The organism is Actinoplanes sp. NPDC048967, assembly GCF_040649415.1.
GTDB lineage: Bacteria > Actinomycetota > Actinomycetes > Mycobacteriales > Micromonosporaceae > Actinoplanes.
Genome location: NZ_JBEZFL010000003.1, coordinates 994,916 through 1,012,539, shown reverse-complemented (window position 1 = coordinate 1,012,539; position 17,624 = coordinate 994,916). Strand labels below are relative to the sequence as shown.

Here is a 17,624-nt window from a genome sequence, read left to right as displayed (position 1 = left end):
CCCCTGTGGCCAAGGACTATTACGGAATTCTCGGGATCAGCCGGGAAGCCACCGACGACGAGATCAAGCGCGCTTACCGCAAGCTGGCCCGTCAATACCACCCGGACGTCAATCCCGACCCCGAGGCGCACGAGAAGTTCAAGGACATCAACGCGGCGTACGAGGTGCTCTCGGACGACCAGAAGCGGCAGATCGTCGACCTCGGCGGTGACCCGCTGGCCCCGGGCGGCGGCGGCGCGGGCGGACCGGGTGGCCCCGGCGGGGCAGGCCCGTTCGTCGGTTTCCAGGACATCATGGATGCCTTCTTCGGCACGGCCGCCGGCGGTGGCTCCCGAGGACCTCGGCCACGCACCCGGCCCGGCGCCGACGCGATCCTGCGCCTGGAGCTCGACCTGGTCGAGACCGCCTTCGGTGTCGAGGCGCCGATCACGGTCGACACCGCGGTCCTGTGCACCCAGTGCTCCGGCGCGGGCACCGCACCCGGCACCCACCTGGCCACCTGTGAGACCTGTGGTGGCCGCGGTGAGGTCCAGTCGGTGCAGCGCACGTTCCTGGGCCAGGTCGTCTCGTCCCGCCCGTGCCAGGTCTGCCAGGGCCACGGCACGGTCATCCCGCAGCCCTGCCCGACCTGCGCCGGCGACGGCCGGATCCGCACCCGCCGCTCGCTGACCGTGAAGATCCCGGCCGGCGTCGAGGACGGCATGCGCATCCGCCTGGCCCAGCAGGGCGAGGTCGGCCCGGGCGGCGGCACGGCCGGCGACCTGTACGTGGAGATCCACGAACGCCCGCACGACGTCTACTCCCGCAAGGGCGACGACCTGCACTGCCGGGTGACGCTGCCGATGACGGCCGCCGCGCTCGGCACCCGGCTGACCATCAAGACGCTCGACAGCGAGGAGAACATCGAGGTCAAGCCGGGCACCCAGCCGGCCTCGACGCTGCGCATCCGGGGCAAGGGCGTGCCGCACCTGCGCGGGCAGGGCCGGGGTGAGCTGTTCGTGCACCTGGACGTCAAGACGCCGACCAAGCTGACCGCCGACCAGGAGCGGATGCTGCGCGACTTCGCCAAGACCCGGGGTGAGGACATCGCCGAGCTGAGCAAGCAGGGCGGATTCTTCTCCCGGATGCGGGACGCCTTCAACGGGCACTAGTTCTTACGATCCAGGGCTTCATGTCGTAGGTGGTGCGGATAACTGACCGTCGCTCCCGCCGAGACCGGGCGCGGGGATCCAGTCGCTGGCGCTCCTGAACGGATCCCCGCACCCTGCCAGGTGCGTACTCCAGCGGGCCGGGCCCCGGCGGGCCGCTTCGGCCTGGTGAGTTGGGTAGCGTGAGCGCGTGTCTGCGCCTCTTTTTCTCGTTGACGAGCTGCCCAGTGGCCGGCGGTTCACGCTTGCTGGTGCCGAGGGGCACCATGCCGCCACCGTGCAGCGGCTCAAGGTCGGTGAGGATCTGCTGCTGTCCGACGGGCGGGGCGGGACCGCTGTTGCCGAGGTGGCCGCGGTTGGGCGGGGCAGCATCGACGTGCATGTGCTCGGCCGGGAGTTCGCGCCCCCGCCTGATCCGCGGCTGGTGGTGGTGCAGGGCATTGCCAAGGGTGACCGCGGTGAGCTGGCGGTGCAGGCCATGACCGAGATCGGCGTCGACGAGATCGTGCCGTGGGCCGCTTCCCGGTCGGTCGCCCAGTGGCGCGGCGACCGTGGTGTCAAAGCCCGGGAGAAGTGGGTCAGCACCACCCGGGAGGCCGCCAAGCAGGCCCGGCGTCCGTGGCTTCCGGTGGTCTCGGGCAGCCCTGATGTCTCCACCAAGAAGGTCTCCGGGCTGCTCTCCGCGGCCGCCGCCGCGTTCGTGCTGCACGAGGAGGCCACCGACCGGCTCAGCCAGGCCAAGCTGCCCGATGCCGGCGAGATCGTGCTGGTCGTCGGGCCCGAGGGCGGGATCAGCGATCAGGAACTGGGTTCGTTCGTCGCGGCCGGCGCGCAGCCGGTGCGGCTGGGCGATTCCGTGCTGCGCACCTCCACCGCCGGGATGGCCGCGCTCGCGGTGCTGTCCGCCCGGCTGGAGCGCTGGTGACGGCCGGAGAGTGACGGGTAAGGAAGGTTAGCCTAAGCTTCGCGGCATGGTGCTGACGCGGACGGCCGCTGCGACGCGGCCGGGGCCCAAGGCCGCGCCGGCCGCCGCCGGGCTCGCGGCGACCCAGGCCCGCCGCACCCTCGGCCTGCTCATCTGTCTCGGCGTGCTGGCTCTCGTCTGCTTGTTCAGCATCGCCCTCGGCACCCGCACCATCTCCCCGGGCGCCGTCTGGGACGCGTTCTTCCACTTCACCGACACCGACGACCAGTCGATCGTGCGGGACCTGCGGGTGCCCCGAACGGTGCTCGGACTGCTGGCCGGCGTCGCCTTCGGACTGTCCGGCGCGGTCATCCAGGCCGTCACCCGCAACCCGCTCGCCGACACCCAGATCCTGGGGATCAACGCCGGCGCCGGGCTGTTCGTGGTGTTCGCCGTCGGGGTGCTCGGCCTGACCAGCCTCACGCAGTACATGTGGTTCGGGTTCGCCGGGGTCGCGTTCGCGCTCACCCTGGTCTACCTGCTCGGGTCCACCGGGCGCGGCGGGGCCACCCCGATCCGGCTCACCCTGGCCGGAGTCGCCCTGGGCGCGGTCATGGACGGCATCTCCGGCGGCATCCGGCTCGTGCGGCCCCGCGCCTTCGACTACCTGCGGTTCTGGGACATCGGCTCGCTGGCCGGGCGGCCGCTGGATGTGGCCACCACCGTCCTGCCGTTCGTGCTGGCCGGGACGGTGCTCGCGCTGATCGTCGCCCGGTCGCTCAACGCGGTGGCGCTCGGTGACGATCTCGCCCGTACCCTCGGCGCCCGGATCGGCCGCACCCGGTTCCTGGCCACCGTCTCGGTGATGCTGCTGGCCGGCGCGGCGACCGCCGCGGTCGGCCCGATCGGGTTCGTGGGGCTGATGGTGCCGCACGTGGTGCGCTGGATCGTCGGCCCGGACCAGCGCTGGATTTTCGTCTACACCGTGGTTTGCGGTCCCGTGCTGCTGCTGCTCGCCGACATCGTGGGCCGGCTCGTGGTGCGGCCGGGTGAGCTGCGTGTCGGTGTGGTCACCGCCTTCATCGGCGCGCCCGTGCTGATCTGGTGGGTCCGCCGGGCCCGGGTGAGTGGCCTGTGAGCGTCGACTTCGGCCGCAAGGTCGTGGTGCTGCGCCCGCACCGCAACGCGTCCGCCCGGATCTCGCTGCGTCCGGCGCTGGTCTGTGCGGTGCTCGTGCTGGCCGCGCTCGCCGTCGGGGTGCTGACCCTGGGCACCGGTGAGTTCACCCTGACCCCGGCCGAGGTGCTGCGGGCGCTGTCCGGCGAGGGCACCCGGGCCGCCCGGCTGGTGGTCGTCGAGTGGCGGCTGCCGCGGGTGCTGCTGGCGCTGATCATCGGCGCCGCGCTGGGGCTGGCCGGGGCCGTCTTCCAGGCGCTGACCCGCAACCCGCTGGGCAGCCCGGACGTCATCGGGTTCAGCACGGGCGCGTACACCGGGGTGCTGCTCGTGACCGTTCTGGTCGGCAACGGCTACTACGTGGTGGCGGCCGGTGCGCTGGTCGGTGGGCTGGCCACCGCCGTCGCGGTCTACCTGCTCGCCTTCAAGCGCGGCGTGCAGGGCTTCCGGCTGATCATCGTGGGTATCGCGATCAGCGCCATGCTGGCCTCGGTCAACCAGTGGTTCATCATCAAGGTCGACCTGCAGGCGGCCTTCGCCGCCATGATGTGGGGGCAGGGCAGCCTCAACGGCCTGGGCTGGGCCCAGGTCACCCCGGTGGCGGTCACCGTCGGCGTGCTCTGCCTGCTCCTGATCGGGTACGGCCCCCGCCTGTCCCTGCTGGAGATGGGGGAGGACGCGGCCGCCGCACTCGGCGTACGGGTGGAACCGACCCGGCTCGCGTACCTGGTCATCGGGGTTGCCCTCACCGCGGTCGCGACAGCGGCCGCCGGTCCGGTCTCCTTCGTCGCGCTGGCCGCCCCGCAGCTCGCCCAGCGCGTCACCCGTGCGCCCGGCATCGCGCTGCTGCCCTCGGCCGCGATGGGTGCCTTCCTGCTGATGCTCAGCGACTTCCTCGCCCAGCGGGCGTTCGCCCCGACCCAGCTGCCGGTCGGGGTCGTGACCGTGTCGGTGGGCGGCATCTACTTCGTCTGGCTGCTGATCCGCCAGGCCCGACGACAGGGGTCCTGAATGAGCATCGCCGCCCGCGACATCACCATCGGCTACGACAAGAAGTCGATCAGCGAGCACCTCGACCTGGCGGTGCCGGAGAGCCGGTTCACCGCGATCATCGGCCCCAACGCCTGCGGCAAGTCCACGCTGCTGCGCGCGCTGGCCCGGCTGCTCAGGCCCAGCGCCGGTGAGGTGCTGCTGGACGGCCGGGACATCCACTCGCGGCCGGCCAAGGAGGTGGCCCGCCGGCTCGGGCTGCTGCCCCAGTCGTCGATCGCCCCGGACGGGATCACGGTCGCCGAGCTGGTCGCTCGCGGCCGGTTCCCGCACCAGAAGCTGATCCGGCAGTGGTCGGCCGGGGACGAGGCCGCCGTGGTCGCCGCGATGGCCGCCACCGGGGTGACCGACCTCTCCGGCGAGCTCGTCGACACGTTGTCCGGCGGGCAGCGGCAGCGGGTCTGGGTGGCCATGGTGCTGGCCCAGCAGACGCCGATCGTGCTGCTGGACGAGCCGACCACCTTCCTGGACATCGCCCACCAGATCGAGTTGCTGGAGCTCTGCGTGCGGCTCAACCGCGAGCAGGGCACGACGATGGTCGCGGTGCTGCACGACCTCAACCAGGCGGCCCGGTACGCCGACCACCTGGTGGTGATGAAGGCCGGGGTGATCGTGGCCCAGGGCGACCCGCGCGAGGTCATGACGGCCGAGCTCGTCGAGGATGTCTTCGCGCTGGGCTGCCGGATCATCGACGACCCGGAGACCGGTACGCCGCTGGTGATCCCGCGCTCGAAGGTGATCCAGCGCGTAGGTTAGGCTGTCCTTACTTTCGGCCGACCTGTGGGGAGACGTCGTGTCCAGCAACCCGTTCGACGACGAGAACGGCACCTTCCACGTCCTCGTGAACGACGAGGAGCAGCACTCGCTCTGGCCGTCCTTCAAGGAGGTCCCGTCGGGCTGGCGCAGCGTGTTCGGGCCCGCGCCGCGGCAGCAGGCCATCGACTACGTGGACGCCAACTGGACCGACCTGCGCCCCAAGTCGCTGCGCGACAGCATGGCCCAGTGAGCAGGTCGGGCGCTCGGATCCTGCTTCGCACCACCACTCGCAACGCCAGGCGGTTGTGGTTCGGCACCGGCCTCATCGCGGTCCACCAGGCCTGCGAGACCTTCGTCCCGGTCCTGATCGGCGTGGTCATCGACCGGGCCGTCACGCCGGGCGACCTCGGTCAGCTGCTGCTCTGGGTGGGCGTGCTCGCCGTGCAGTTCACGGTGCTGACCATGGCGTACCGCTTCGGCGCGCGGCAGCTCATGGCCGCCATCGCCGAGGAAGGGCACCAGCTGCGCCTGGAGGTGTCGGCGAAGATCCTGCACCCGCGCGGGGTACGTACCGACCTGCGGGCCGGGGATCTGCTGACCGTGTCCACGAGCGACGCCGACAACACCTCGTACCTGCTGGACTACGTGCCGCGGATCGTCGGTGCGGTCGTCGCCACGGTGATCAGTGCGGTGGTGCTGTTGCTCATCTCCGTACCGCTGGGTCTGGTCGTCCTGGTCGCCACCCCGCTGGTGCTGGTGCTGCTGCAGATCAGCTCGCCGCTGATCACCCGGCGGGTCGCCGACCAGCAGGAACAGGCCGGCCGGGCCACCTCGCTGGCCACCGACCTGGTCACCGGGCTGCGGCCGCTGCGCGGCATCGGCGCGCAGGACGCCGCCGCCGGGAACTACCGGGCGGTCAGCCGCCGCTCGTTGGCGGCGACGCTGCGGGCGTCGCGCACCCAGGGTGGCTACCTGGCCGCCTCGACGGTGCTGAGCACGCTGCTGGCCTGCGGCATCGCCATCCTGGCGGGCTGGTTCGCGCTCACCGGCCGGATCACCGTCGGGCAGTTCATCACCGTCATCGGCCTCGCCCAGTTCCTCATCGAGCCGTTCGGGACGCTGGCCGTGGTGCCGAGCTGGATCGCCGAGGCGCGCGCGTCCGCGGACCGGGTCGCGCTGGTCACCGACGCCGGGCTGGTGCTGCCGGAAGGCGCCGACCGGCCCGCCGGGCACCCGTGCGACCTGCACCTGTCCGGCGTGCGGCACGGCCCGCTCGACGGCCTCGACCTGCACGTGCGGCCGGGCGAGTTCGTCGGCGTGGTGGCCCGCCGCCCCGGCGACGCCGAGGCGCTGGTCAAGCTGCTCAGCGTCCCCGCCGACTACCAGGGCAGCGTCCTGTTGGGCGGCTCACCGCTGGAGCAGGTCGAGCGAGCCCACGCGCGCCGGCTGCTGCTGGTCGAGCCGCACCACACCGACCTGTTCACCGGCACGATCGCCGCCAACGTGGCCGTGCACGCTGACGGTTCCGACCGCCACGACGGACCGGGCGCGATCCCGGCCGACGTGCTCAGTGCCGCCGCCGCCGACGAAGTGCTGGACACTCAGCCGGAACGGCTCGACGCGCTCGTCGCCGAACGCGGTGCCAGCCTCTCCGGCGGCCAGCGGCAGCGGATCGCCCTGGCCCGCGCGCTGCTGGCCCGGCCGCCGGTGCTGGTGCTGCACGACCCGACCACCGCCGTCGACGCGGTCACCGAGCACGCCATCGCGCAGGGCATCCGCGCGCTGCGGCACGGCCCGGCGTCCGGCTTCGCCACCGTCGTCATCACCAGCAGCCCGGCCCTGCTCGCCGCCACCGACCGCATCGTCGTGCTCGGCGACGGCGTGGTCACGGCCGAGGGCGAGCACGAGGAGCTGGGCGCGAGCGACGAGACCTACCGACAGTTGGTGCTGCGATGACCCAGATCCTGCCCATCGCGACCGCCCGGCAGACCCGCGGCTGGCTGTGGGCCGAGCTGCGCGGGCGCCGGGCCGAGGTGACCGGGACGCTGCTGGTCGGCCTGCTCGCGGCCGCGGCCTCGATCGTTCCCGTGTACGCCCTGGGCATGCTCGTCGACCGGGTCCGCGACGGCGCCGGCACGGGGGCGATCGTGTCGATCTCCGTCGTCATCGTCACCGCCGCGCTGATCGGCGGGGGCGCGATCGGGCTGTCCTCGTACCTGGTGGGCCGGCTCGGCGCCCGGATGCTCGCCGACCTGCGCGAGAGCACCGTCGCGACCGCGCTGCGGCTGCCGGCCCTGGTGCTGGACCGGGCCGGGCGCGGCGACCTGCTGTCCCGGGTCGGCGCGGACATCGCCGCGATCGGCAAGGCCGTCTCCGACGTGCTGCCGAACGTGATCTCGGCGCTGCTGCTGGGCGTGCTGAGCCTGGTGGCCATGGCCGGCATCGACTGGCGGCTGGGCCTGGCCGGTGCCGTGGCCGTGCCGTTCTACGTGGTCGCGCTGCGCTGGTACCTGCCGCGTTCGGCCCCCCGGTACGCCGCGGAACGCAAGGCTGTCGCCGAGCGGTCGCAGCTGCTGGTGGAGAGCATGCAGGGGTTGCGGACCGTGCACGCGTACCGGCTGGAGCAGCGGCACCTGGCCGACATCGACGCCGCGTCGGCCAAGGCCCGCGACATCGACGTCGGCGTCTTCACGCTGTTCACCCGCTTCGTCGGCCGGGTCAACCGGGCCGAGTTCTTCGGCCTGGCGGCGATCCTGACGGTCGGCTTCTGGCTGGTCCGCGACGGCTCGGTGACCGTCGGCCAGGCCTCGGCCGCCGCGCTGCTGTTCCACCGGCTGTTCAACCCGGTGTCCACCCTGCTGTTCACCTTCGACGAGATCCAGGCGGCCGGCGCGAGCCTGTCCCGGCTGGTCGGGGTCGAGACTATGCCGGTCGAGCAGCGCGGCGCGGGCCGCCCACCGGCCGACGCGGCGCTGACCCTGGACGACGTCAGCTTCAGCTACGACGGCCGCACGCCGGTGCTGCGCGAGGTCAGCCTGCGGCTGGAGCCGGGCGAGCGGGTGGCGCTGGTCGGCTCGACCGGGGCCGGCAAGACCACGGTCGCCTCCATCGCCGCCGGTGTGCTGCGCCCCGACGAGGGCGTGGCGCGGGTCGGCGGGGTGCCGGTCGCGGAGCTGCCGGGCGAGACCGTGGCGATCATCAGCCAGGAGACGCACGTCTTCGCCGGGCCGCTCATCGAGGACCTGCGGCTGGCCCGCCCGTCGGCGAGCGTCGAGGAGGTCTCCGCCGCGCTGGACACCGTAGGCGCCCTGCACTGGGCGCTGGCGCTGCCCGAGGGCTTGGACACGCTCGTCGGTGACGGCAGCCACGAGCTGACCGCCGCGCAGGCGCAGCAGCTCGCGCTGGCCCGGCTGGTGCTGCTGGACCCTGCGGTCGCTGTGCTGGACGAGGCGACGGCTGAGGCCGGCAGTGCTGGAGCCCGGGCGCTGGAGGAGGCCGCGGCGGCGGCGACGCGGGGACGGACGGTGCTGATCGTGGCGCACCGGCTCACCCAGGCGGCGTCGTCGGACCGGGTCATCGTGCTGGAGCACGGCGAGATCGTGGAGTCGGGGCCGCATGCCGAGCTGGTCGCTGCGGGCGGCCGCTATGCGCAGCTGTGGTCGGCCTGGGAGTCTCGGAAGCCGACGAGTGCCAGTACCAGGTCGGACTGACTCTCGTGAGTTACGGCCACCACCGTTTGGCGTTCTCAATGGCCTGATACACGTCCGCGACAGCGCGTTCACCGCCCGTCTCGTGGATCGAAGTCATCGACATTCTCAACTGATCCAGTAACTGCCAGATGCTGCTGTGGCCCATCGGGCATCGCGCACAGTCCTGCCATGATTGCGGGGAGACGCCCTCGGGGGCGGACTCAGGCGACAGATCCGTGAGTTCGCCGGCGTAGCCGGCGACGGTTCTCTCGGCTATCGCGATCGCTGTCCGACGCGGGACAGGATCAGGGTGCGAACGGAGCACCACCTCCCTGAGAACATCCATCCGCCGGTCATCGGACTTGAGCCTCGCGAACAGGAGAGTCAGTGTCTCCTCCGGCTCTTCCAGGTCCGTGGTGGCGCGGAGAACGACGACGGCGATCTCATCCGCTCGCCAATCGGATGTGCTCCGCCTGGCGTCCCCGGGCGACGGCTCGAAGGCGACTTTCAGCAGTTGCGGTAACAAGTCGGTAGTGCAGACTTCGGCGAGATCGGTCAGGAGGCCCCCGCCCGTCGGGCAGCGGCCGGTGATCGCTATGGCCTCCTCGAGGAAACTGTGTCGGTCGTCGTCCTCCGCTTGATCGGCCAACGCCATCGCACAGTAAGCCAGAAAATAGTTACTGCTCGGGGTCGCGTGCGCCAGCAGGTCCCGAGCTTCACAGGACACCTGCTCGGCCGCAGGCTGTGGGAGATGCCGAGCCAGTTCCGCGAGGATGAGCGGCAGGAGGCTCAGCTGAGCGGGGTTTGCTCTGGCCGCCGAGACAGCGAGCTCGCCGAAGCCCGCTTCGGCAAGACCGGTCAGAGCGCTGATGTAATACCAGGGCCGCAGGCCGTCGCCGGTGGCGCATTCCTGGACGATCGACTGTGCAATCAGCGAGGCTGTCGCGTCGTCAGCGAATCTCAGCATCGCCACGAGTGCGAGCAGATAGCTCTCCCCGTCTATGTCCAGGCGAGTGGCCTCCAAGGCTCCGACGGCCGCCGCACGTCGGGCGGTGCCGACGAGCTCGGGCAACATGTGGGTCAGGGCTTCGCGCCGCAGGATCGGCGGCTGGATCGACCACGCGATGGCATGTGCTTCCTCGACCACAGACGAACGTGCCGGAAGGTCATCAGCATTCAGGCAGGCCATCAAGCCTTCGAAGCGCATGAACGGGTCTTCCTCCGCCATGGCACAGGACACGGCCTCTTGCAGAATCGAGGCTCGCCGGTCGCTCGTGAATCGGTTGCTGATGCTGAGAAGACCTTCGATCCGTGCGGAACGCTCGCAGGAGCGAATCTGCGCAAGCACCTCATCCAGTTCTCCGGGTGGGGCGCTTCGTGCTCGCAGCCCTATGGAGAACTGCGAATTCGTACCCTTGGTGGCTTCGAAGACGGCAGCCTTGTACCGCTCTGCTCGCGAAGGGTCCAGCTCGATCAGTTTCGACAGAGCCATGATGTCGATCCCGTAAGTGCCGGCCGTGACCTCCCTGACGATCGCGGCAGCCGTCTCAGCGTCAGCAACCCTCGCTACCTCGAGCAGCCGGATACCGATCATGTCGGTGTCTGCCCGAGCCGCAGCGATCGCCTCCGCGAGCGCGCGTGTTCTGAGCTCGTCAGGCAGGAGTGGCAGGAGTGACGTCAGAAGCCAGCAGCGGTATCGCGCCGAGGCCACCGCCGATACCTCCGACAATGTGTCCTCGAGAAAGGACTCCCGCTCCGAATCCGCAACAAAAGGCAGGAGCGCAATGTTGGCCTTCACCAGCTCCTCGCCCGCCAATTGACGAGTGTGCGCGAAGGCCCGATGGAGGTCCCACACCTTCTCCTCGATCAGAGCCGGTATGAGCCCGGGTTCGACGTAGGCGGCCTTCGTCCGCACCGCGGCGGCATAGATCTGACAGCTCACCTCCCACCCGATGCGCGGGGCCGACCCCGTACGGATGGCGTCATCGTTCGGGGCGGAGACGGCGTGCTGAGCAAGTTCGAGGTCGTTGACGTACCCGTCGAAGTCGGCGACCACCTCATGGGCTCGATACCAGACGTTGTAACTGTCGCCGCCGTGGGCTACCTCGCAGTTGAGCAGAGCCCAGACGTCATCGTGCCTCCCCGTCGCGGTGAGGTGGTGGACGAGATTCCGCAGCCCGTACCCGTTCTCCTGCGCGGAGAGCGAGGGATCCCCGGCCAGTGCCGGTAACCCGGACTCAATGCCTCCGTACCTGTCGAGCATCAGCTCGATGATCGTGGTGTGGGCGGTGACGGCCGCCTGTCGAAGCTCGATGGTGAGCGTCTCCAGGGCGTCAGATCGGTTTTCGGGCAGCCGGGCCCGGCCCTCGAGGAACTCCCGCAGGCTCAGGTGATATATCGAATAACGACGGTCCTCTGCACCGGAGACCGTCAGGAAGGGACGGAACGGTCCATCACAGAGCTGCCGAACTCGGGTCAGGGGCTTGCCACCGGAAAGGGCTGCCAGCGCCTCGGCGGTGAGGGGTTCACGGGCCACGCAGAGTGCCTGTAGTACCGGCAGCGTCAGAGCGTTCCACTCCTCCGAAGCGCGCCAGTCCCAGATCTGTTTCGCGTAGAAGTCGAGCAGGTCGGTCGGAAGATGATCAATTGCGGTCAGCTCCCGGTGACCCAGCCGAATCTCCTCCAGTAGGTATCTGAGGTAGATCCAGGTACCCCTGGTCAGTTCGGCCAACCTTTGGGCAAGTCGGTCGGCGTCTGCCGGAGACAGTGTCAATGTGCCCGTGATGTCTTCGTCCTTGACGGCTTGTTTCAGGTATCGCTGGACGTCATCGAGGTTTTCCGCACCGGCCCGGTGGATTCTCAGCGTGATACTCGGTGCGTGTGGATGCCAAGGCGTCGTGCCGGTGCGATAGGTGGCGACCACGAAAACACCCGACGGCAGAAGCGAGGGCAGGCCCCAGGGGAGCTCTGTTCCCTCCGGGTCAGCCTCGTCGAGACCGTCGGCGATGAGCACGACCCTGTCGCCGAAGCGGCGCGCCTTCTCGGCCGCCAGCACGAGGATTGAACCGAAGCCGTCCGCTGTCGTCGCCCATTCCGGTAGGAGCCCGCCCGGGGTGAGGTCGCTGAGCTCGTACTTATTGATCAGTTGCGCGGACAGGCTTCGCAGTGCCGTCGTCGTCGACTGGCCCCGAGGTTGCCGGCTGAAGTGGGCGACGTATCCCCGGTCGAAAGCGAGATGCGCGGCGAACGCTGTCTTCCCGAGGCCCGCCTCGGCCTCCACGAAGACGTAGCCCGAGCTTCGTGAGCGGAGGAACCGGTCCACGTCGGCGAGCAGCCATTCGCGGCCGGTGAAGTGTTCGACCGAGACCGCGTCGAAGACCGGGCCCAGGTGCTGCCGGGCAATCGCGAGGGGGACGCCCCCGGACTGGGGACCGGAGTTCGTAACGACGGTGTTGACATTGCCCGCGATAGCGACGGCGCCGTCGCCTGACGCGATTACCTTCGCGCTGCTAAACATCATCGCCGGATGGTCGGGATTCCCGGTTCGTCGTGATGTCCGCAGTCGAGTCGCCGCCGATGGCAACGCTTCCGGGAGCGGACGCCTCAACACCGGGGGACAGATTTGGCCTTTCGGCGGAAGACGAAGGATTCATCGACCGTGTGCTGACTCTTCCTGAGGCTGACCCGCCGATCGCTACAGATCCACTACCCGACGCGGTCACACGGGATCCCGGGTCCTCGGAAGAGCGGGAAAGCAATATCTGAAGGACGACTCCGGTCACTGTGAGGGCTGCCAGGGCCGTGCCGTACACCCAGGACCATCGTTCGGTCACCAAGTTGGTGATGATGCCGGTCAGGACAGCAATCACCAGAGCTCCTGCGGCGGCCACGCCGCGCTTTGCGGTTCGCATCATGGATTCTCGTCCGCCTTGACCCGTGACTTGACTGGGAGTGGCACGTCCGGCACCAGTATGCCAAGGCGCGACCCACGAGGCGCTTATCGTCGCCTGGCCTAGGCGGGTCCGTCGGTCTCGGGGAAGGAGACCTGGACCCGCAGCCCGTCGTGGCCGGTGGACGAGGCCGCGATGACGCCGTCGTGGGCTCGGGTGATCGAGCGGGCGATCGACAGTCCGAGGCCCGCCCCGCCGCCCTGGTGGATGCGGGTGGCCGACAGTCGGCGGAACGGTTCGAACAGGGCGGACACCGCCTCGGCCGGGACGTCGTCGCCGGTGTTTGTCACGGTCAGGGCCGGGTCGTCGCCGACCTGGACGTCGATGGTGCCGTCGGGGCGGTTGTAGCTCACGGCGTTCTGCACCAGGTTGCTGACCAGGCGTTCCAGTAGCACCTGCTCGCCCAGGACCAGGCGTGGGCGCAGGGTGCTGGTGATCGTGATGCCGGCTTCGGCGGCCCGGGCGCGGTGGGCGTCGACGACCTGCGCGGTGATGAGGTCGAGCCGCAGCGGGGTGCGGGACAGCAGGCCGCGGTCGCTCTCGGCCAGTACCAGCAGGCCCTCGATCAGCTGCTCGTTGCGTTCGTTGGTCTCCAGCAGCTGGGCGGTCAGCAGTTCGAGCTGGTCCTCGGTGCGGGCCCGGGCCAGGCCGACCTCGATCAGCGTCCGCTGCACCGCCAGCGGGGTGCGCAGCTCGTGGGAGGCGTCGGCGGCGAACCGGCGCTGGGCCTCGTAGCCGACCGCGATGCGGTCCATCATGTCGTCGATCGTGCGGCCGAGCAGCGCCACTTCGTCCTGGCCCGGTCCGGGGCGCAGCCGGTGGCCCAGGTTCTGCGGGCCGACGTTCGCGATCACCGGGACCAGGTCCCGGACCGGTCGCAGGCACCAGCGGGCCGCCGGGACGCACAGCGCCAGCAGGCCGGCCAGGACCAGGAACAGGACCGGTCCGGTCACGACGCTGGGCCGCCGGAAGACCTGCTCGCAGAGGAACGAGGCGTTGGCGTCGGGGGCCCGCGGCCCGCCCAACCCGCACCAGGACACCCCGAACTCCCGCGTCAGCGTGAGCACCTGGTCGGCCACCGTCGGGGCGAACTGCGCCGCGACCAGGGCGATCCCGCAGACCAGGAGGATGCGGCGGGCGGGGGAGGGCGACCTCATGGTGCGAGCCGGTAGCCGACCTTGGGCACCGTGTGGATCACCGGTGGGTCGCCGAGCTTGCGGCGCAAGGTCATGACGGTGGTACGCACAGTGTTGGTGAACGGGTCGGCGTTCTCGTCCCACGCCTGCTCGAGCAGGTCCTCGGCACTGACCACGCGACCGCCCGCGCGCATGAGGACGTGCAGGACGGCGTACTCCTTCGGGGAGAGTGACAGGGTCAGCCCGTCGCGGGCGGCCGTGTGCCGGGTCACGTCCAGCACGAGGCCGGCCTGCTCCAGCACCGGGGGCAACGCCGGGGTCGACCGCCGGGACAGCGCCTGCAGCCGGGCGACCAGCTCCGCGAACGCGAACGGCTTGGTCAGGTAGTCGTCGGCGCCCAGCCCGAGGCCCTCGACCCGGTCGCGGATCCCGGCCGCCGCGGTCAGCAGCAGCACGCGCGTGCCCAGCCCGGCCCCGGCGATCCGGCGGCACACCTCGTCGCCGGTGCTGCCGGGCATGTCCCGGTCCAGGACCGCGACGTCGTAGCGGTTGACGCCGAGCTTCTCCCAGGCGGTGACGCCGTCGTAGACCACGTCGACGGCCATGGACAGCCGGCGCAGGCCCTCGGCCACCATGTCGGCGAGCACCCGCTCGTCGTCCGCCACCAGCACCCGCAACGCCGCGCCTCCTCGCCTGTCCGTGACCGCCCGCCAGGCTGGCACAGCAGCAATAAAGATTCCATAAGGACCGTGCTGACGTCCTCCGGACGGGCGCGTACGCAGCATGGCATCCCATGAGATCTGTCCGTCGATGTCTCACCGTGGTCCTGATCATCGTGGCGCTGACCGCCGCGCCGGTGAGCGCACAGCCGGCGTCCGCCATCGCGTACGGCGAGGATGTGGACGCCGGTGCCTATCCGTTCACGGTGTTGCTGACCATGGCCGGCCTGCCCACCGACGGCCCCGGCACCCGGGACAGCTCCTGCTCCGGTGCTCTGGTCGCGCCCCGGTGGGTGATCACCGCGGGGCACTGCTTCCGTACGGCGGACGGGCGCCGGGTGAGCCGGACCGTGGCCGACCGCACCACCGCCACCATCGGGCGCGCGGATCTGAGCAGCGGGGAGGGGCACGAGGCCGAGGTCGTCGCCGTACGCCAGGCTGAGGGCGCCGACGTGGCGCTGGCGGAGATCGACCCGGCGGTCACCGACATCACCCCGCTGCGGGTCGGCACCGCGCCGCCCACGGTGGGCGAGGTCGTCCGGCTCACCGGGTACGGCCTGACCGCCGGTGACGGCTCCGAGCCGGCGCAACGGCTGCAGACCGGGCAGTTCGTCGTCGGCCGGACGAGCGACTCGCTGATCGAGACCTCCGGCAAGGCGCCGCGCGCGGACACCAGCCCGTGCCCGCACGACTCCGGCGGGCCGTACTTCCGGCAGCCGCGGGACGGGGCCGCGGTCCTGGTGGCCGTGGTCAGCGGCGGGCCCCGGTGCCCTCACCCGGGGCCGGACTTCAGCGCGCGGACCGACAATCTCGCCGACTGGATAGCCGGGACGACCCGCGGCGGCGACCGCCACCTCGCCGGTTACGGCCTGAGCGCTCTCGCCGCGCTGGTGGGCGTCGTGCTGGTCGGGCTCGCGGTGCGGTGGCGCCGGCGATGAGTTTCCTCGGTGAGGCCGTCGTCGACCTGGCGGCGGTCGCGGGCAATGTCCGTACCGTGGCAGCCGTCGCCCGCACGGACCTGATGGCGGTGGTGAAGGCCGACGGTTTCGGGCACGGCGCGATCGCGGTCGCGCGCGCCGCGATCGCGGCGGGCGCCGGCTGGCTGGGCGTGACCTCCTCGGCCGAGGCGCTGTCGCTGCGTTCCGCCGGGCTCACCGCGCCGATCCTGAGTTGGCTGCACGCCCCGGACGAGGACTTCGGCCGGCCGATCGCCGCCCGCGTCGACCTCGGCGTATCCACCGTGCCGCATCTGCACGCGGTGGCTGCGCTCGGCCGGCGGCTCGGCGCCCGGGCGGTGGTCCAGCTCAAGGCCGACACCGGACTTTCCCGCAACGGGGCCGCGGGGCACGACTGGCCCGAGCTGGTGGGCTGGGCCCGTAAGTACGAGCGGGAGGGCAGCCTGCGGGTCCGGGGCGTGTGGTCGCACCTGGCTGACGCCGAGACGCCGGGCTCGGTGAGCGTCGCCCGGCAGGTCTCGGCCTTCGACGAAGCGTTACGGGTCGCCCGCGCGGCCGGCCTCGATCCCGAGCTGACCCATCTGGCCAACTCCGCGGCGGCGCTCACCGCACCCGCCGCCCGCTACGACCTGTGCCGGATCGGGATCGCCCTCTACGGGATCGATCCGCTCGGCACCGGCCCACCCGGCCTGCGTCCGGCGCTGACGCTGCGATCGCGCGTGGTCAACGTCAAGCGGGTCGGCCGCGGCACCGGCGTCTCGTACGGGCCGGACCACGTCACCGGTCGCCCGACGACCCTCGCGCTGCTTCCCCTGGGGTTCGCGGACGGCCTGCCCCGCGCGGCGCAGGGCCGGGCCGAGGTGTGGCTGCACGGCCGCCGGTGCCCGGTCGTCGGACGCATCGCCATGGACCAGTGCGTGGTCGACGCCGGTGAGCTGCCCGTCGCGATCGGGGATCCGGTGACCGTCCTCGGCCCCGGTGACCATCCCGCCGGCACCGCGCCGACCGTCGCGGACTGGGCCCGCTGGGCCGGCACCAGCCCCCACGAGATCTTGACGGGCATCGGCGCCCGGGTGAGACGGACCTACCGGTACGGAGAGGCAGCAGCATTGTGAGAACCCGGATGGCACTGGTCTACGGCGGCCGCAACGGCGAACACGCGGTGTCCCGCGGCTCGGCGGCGAGCATCCTGGCCCACCTCGACCCCGGCCGGTACGAGGTCACCGAGGTCCTCATCGAGCAGGACGGGCAATGGCGGGTCGGCGGCCGGCCCGTGGCTCTGCCCGAGGCGCTGCGGGTCATGCGCGATCAGGACGTGGTGTTCCCGGCCCTGCACGGCGCGTACGGCGAGGACGGCCGGCTCCAGGCCCTGCTGGAGTGGCTGGGGGTGCCGTACGTCGGCAACGGGGTCTTCGCCGGCGCCGCGGGCATGGACAAGATCGTCACGAAGAAGCTGCTCGCCGCGGACGGGATGCGCGTGGCCGAGAGCGTGACGATGGAGGGCGACGACCTCCCGCTGTCCGAGCAGCGCCGGCTCGGACTCCCGGTCTTCGTCAAGCCGGCCCGGGCCGGGTCCAGCCTCGGCGTCACGAAGGTCCGCGACTGGGAGCAGCTCCCGGCCGCCGTGCGCCTGGCCCGCGGCTTCGACGACAAGGTCCTGGTCGAGCGGGCGATCACCGGGCGGGAGATCGACGTGGCCGTCCTGGAGCATCCCGGCGGCCGGGTCGAGGCCGGCCCGCCGCTGGAGATCACGGTGACGGAACGGACCTTCTTCGACTACGACGCCAAGTACCGGGGTGGCGCCGCGTTCGAGATCCCCGCCGCCCTCGACGCCGCGACCACGAAGCTGCTGCAGGAACGTGCTGTGCAGGCGTTCCGGGCGCTCGGCTGCCGCGGTCTGTTGCGCGTCGACTTCTTCCTGCCGGCCGGCGGAACCGGTGAGCCGGTGGTCAACGAGGTCAACACGTTCCCGGGGATGACGGCCGAGTCGCAGTTCCCGCAGATCTGGCAGCGGGCCGGCATTCCCTTCGCCGCCCTGCTGGACCTGCTGGTCGCCGGCGTCACCCGGCCCCGGACCACCGAAGCCAGAGGTTAGGCTAACCTAATCTCGCGTCGGTGACGCGCGCCCGGCAGGGCGTCC

14 protein-coding genes are annotated in these 17,624 nt (G+C 71.1%); 11 read left to right on the top strand and 3 right to left on the bottom strand.

Going from position 1 to position 17,624, the window contains the following annotated elements; translation table 11 throughout:
• Positions 1-5: 5 nt before the first annotated feature.
• The 8 genes from dnaJ (at position 6) to AB0C12_RS17275 (ending at position 8,744) form a co-directional block, all read left to right on the top strand.
• A complete protein-coding gene (dnaJ, locus tag AB0C12_RS17310; protein WP_203770907.1) occupies positions 6-1,151 on the top strand; it encodes a molecular chaperone DnaJ in 1,146 nt (381 codons plus the stop codon).
• Between the two features lie 187 nt (positions 1,152-1,338).
• Positions 1,339-2,073 carry a 16S rRNA (uracil(1498)-N(3))-methyltransferase gene (locus tag AB0C12_RS17305; protein ID WP_360548882.1) on the top strand — a complete coding sequence of 245 codons (735 nt, stop codon included), beginning with the start codon at positions 1,339-1,341 and terminating at the stop codon, positions 2,071-2,073.
• A gap of 46 nt (positions 2,074-2,119) precedes the next feature.
• A complete protein-coding gene (locus AB0C12_RS17300; RefSeq protein ID WP_360548880.1) occupies positions 2,120-3,190 on the top strand; it encodes an iron chelate uptake ABC transporter family permease subunit in 1,071 nt (356 codons plus the stop codon).
• On the top strand, positions 3,187-4,239 hold the full coding sequence (locus tag AB0C12_RS17295; protein WP_360548878.1) for an iron chelate uptake ABC transporter family permease subunit: 1,053 nt from the start codon (positions 3,187-3,189) through the stop codon (positions 4,237-4,239). Before AB0C12_RS17300 ends, AB0C12_RS17295 begins: the two co-directional genes overlap by 4 nt.
• A complete protein-coding gene (locus AB0C12_RS17290; protein ID WP_360548876.1) occupies positions 4,240-5,034 on the top strand; it encodes an ABC transporter ATP-binding protein in 795 nt (264 codons plus the stop codon). It begins immediately after the preceding gene.
• Between the two features lie 37 nt (positions 5,035-5,071).
• A complete protein-coding gene (locus AB0C12_RS17285; protein WP_360548874.1) occupies positions 5,072-5,284 on the top strand; it encodes an MbtH family protein in 213 nt (70 codons plus the stop codon).
• On the top strand, positions 5,281-6,990 hold the full coding sequence (locus AB0C12_RS17280) for an ABC transporter ATP-binding protein (protein ID WP_360548872.1): 1,710 nt from the start codon (positions 5,281-5,283) through the stop codon (positions 6,988-6,990). The genes AB0C12_RS17285 and AB0C12_RS17280 overlap by 4 nt, the downstream gene beginning before the upstream one ends.
• Positions 6,987-8,744 (top strand): ABC transporter ATP-binding protein, encoded by a 1,758-nt coding sequence (locus tag AB0C12_RS17275; RefSeq protein WP_360548870.1) that lies wholly within the window; start codon positions 6,987-6,989, stop codon positions 8,742-8,744. The genes AB0C12_RS17280 and AB0C12_RS17275 overlap by 4 nt, the downstream gene beginning before the upstream one ends.
• Before the next feature lie 10 nt (positions 8,745-8,754).
• On the opposite strand, the gene AB0C12_RS17270 is transcribed toward AB0C12_RS17275, so the two are convergent.
• From AB0C12_RS17270 to AB0C12_RS17260, 3 genes are all read right to left on the bottom strand, one after another.
• Complete coding sequence (locus AB0C12_RS17270; RefSeq protein ID WP_360548868.1) at positions 8,755-12,243, bottom strand: hypothetical protein; 3,489 nt, start codon at positions 12,241-12,243, stop codon at positions 8,755-8,757.
• Between the two features lie 492 nt (positions 12,244-12,735).
• Entirely contained in the window at positions 12,736-13,830 is a 1,095-nt protein-coding gene (locus AB0C12_RS17265; RefSeq protein WP_360548866.1) for an ATP-binding protein, read from the bottom strand.
• Positions 13,827-14,486: a response regulator transcription factor gene (locus tag AB0C12_RS17260; RefSeq protein WP_360548864.1), complete on the bottom strand. Its 660-nt coding sequence runs from the start codon at positions 14,484-14,486 to the stop codon at positions 13,827-13,829. Before AB0C12_RS17260 ends, AB0C12_RS17265 begins: the two co-directional genes overlap by 4 nt.
• A gap of 116 nt (positions 14,487-14,602) precedes the next feature.
• Between AB0C12_RS17260 and AB0C12_RS17255 the strand changes: the two genes are divergently transcribed.
• The 3 genes from AB0C12_RS17255 to AB0C12_RS17245 are packed head-to-tail and all read left to right on the top strand — an operon-like array spanning position 14,603 to position 17,579.
• Complete coding sequence (locus AB0C12_RS17255) at positions 14,603-15,466, top strand: trypsin-like serine protease (RefSeq protein WP_360548862.1); 864 nt, start codon at positions 14,603-14,605, stop codon at positions 15,464-15,466.
• A complete protein-coding gene (gene alr / locus AB0C12_RS17250) occupies positions 15,463-16,599 on the top strand; it encodes an alanine racemase (protein ID WP_360548860.1) in 1,137 nt (378 codons plus the stop codon). The genes AB0C12_RS17255 and alr overlap by 4 nt, the downstream gene beginning before the upstream one ends.
• Entirely contained in the window at positions 16,596-17,579 is a 984-nt protein-coding gene (locus AB0C12_RS17245; RefSeq protein ID WP_360548858.1) for a D-alanine--D-alanine ligase family protein, read from the top strand. The genes alr and AB0C12_RS17245 overlap by 4 nt, the downstream gene beginning before the upstream one ends.
• Positions 17,580-17,624: the final 45 nt, after the last annotated feature.

What these genes read in the sequence shown, in the direction of transcription:
- alr (WP_360548860.1), top strand. Translation starts at nt 15,463, where the DNA reads ATGAGTTTCCTCGGTGAGGCCGTCGTCGACCTGGCGGCGGTCGCGGGC.
- AB0C12_RS17300 (WP_360548880.1), top strand. Translation starts at nt 2,120, where the DNA reads ATGGTGCTGACGCGGACGGCCGCTGCGACGCGGCCGGGGCCCAAGGCC.
- AB0C12_RS17255 (WP_360548862.1), top strand. Translation starts at nt 14,603, where the DNA reads ATGAGATCTGTCCGTCGATGTCTCACCGTGGTCCTGATCATCGTGGCG.
- AB0C12_RS17290 (WP_360548876.1), top strand. Translation starts at nt 4,240, where the DNA reads ATGAGCATCGCCGCCCGCGACATCACCATCGGCTACGACAAGAAGTCG.
- AB0C12_RS17265 (WP_360548866.1), bottom strand. Translation starts at nt 13,830, where the DNA reads ATGAGGTCGCCCTCCCCCGCCCGCCGCATCCTCCTGGTCTGCGGGATC.
- AB0C12_RS17275 (WP_360548870.1), top strand. Translation starts at nt 6,987, where the DNA reads ATGACCCAGATCCTGCCCATCGCGACCGCCCGGCAGACCCGCGGCTGG.
- AB0C12_RS17270 (WP_360548868.1), bottom strand. Translation starts at nt 12,243, where the DNA reads ATGATGTTTAGCAGCGCGAAGGTAATCGCGTCAGGCGACGGCGCCGTC.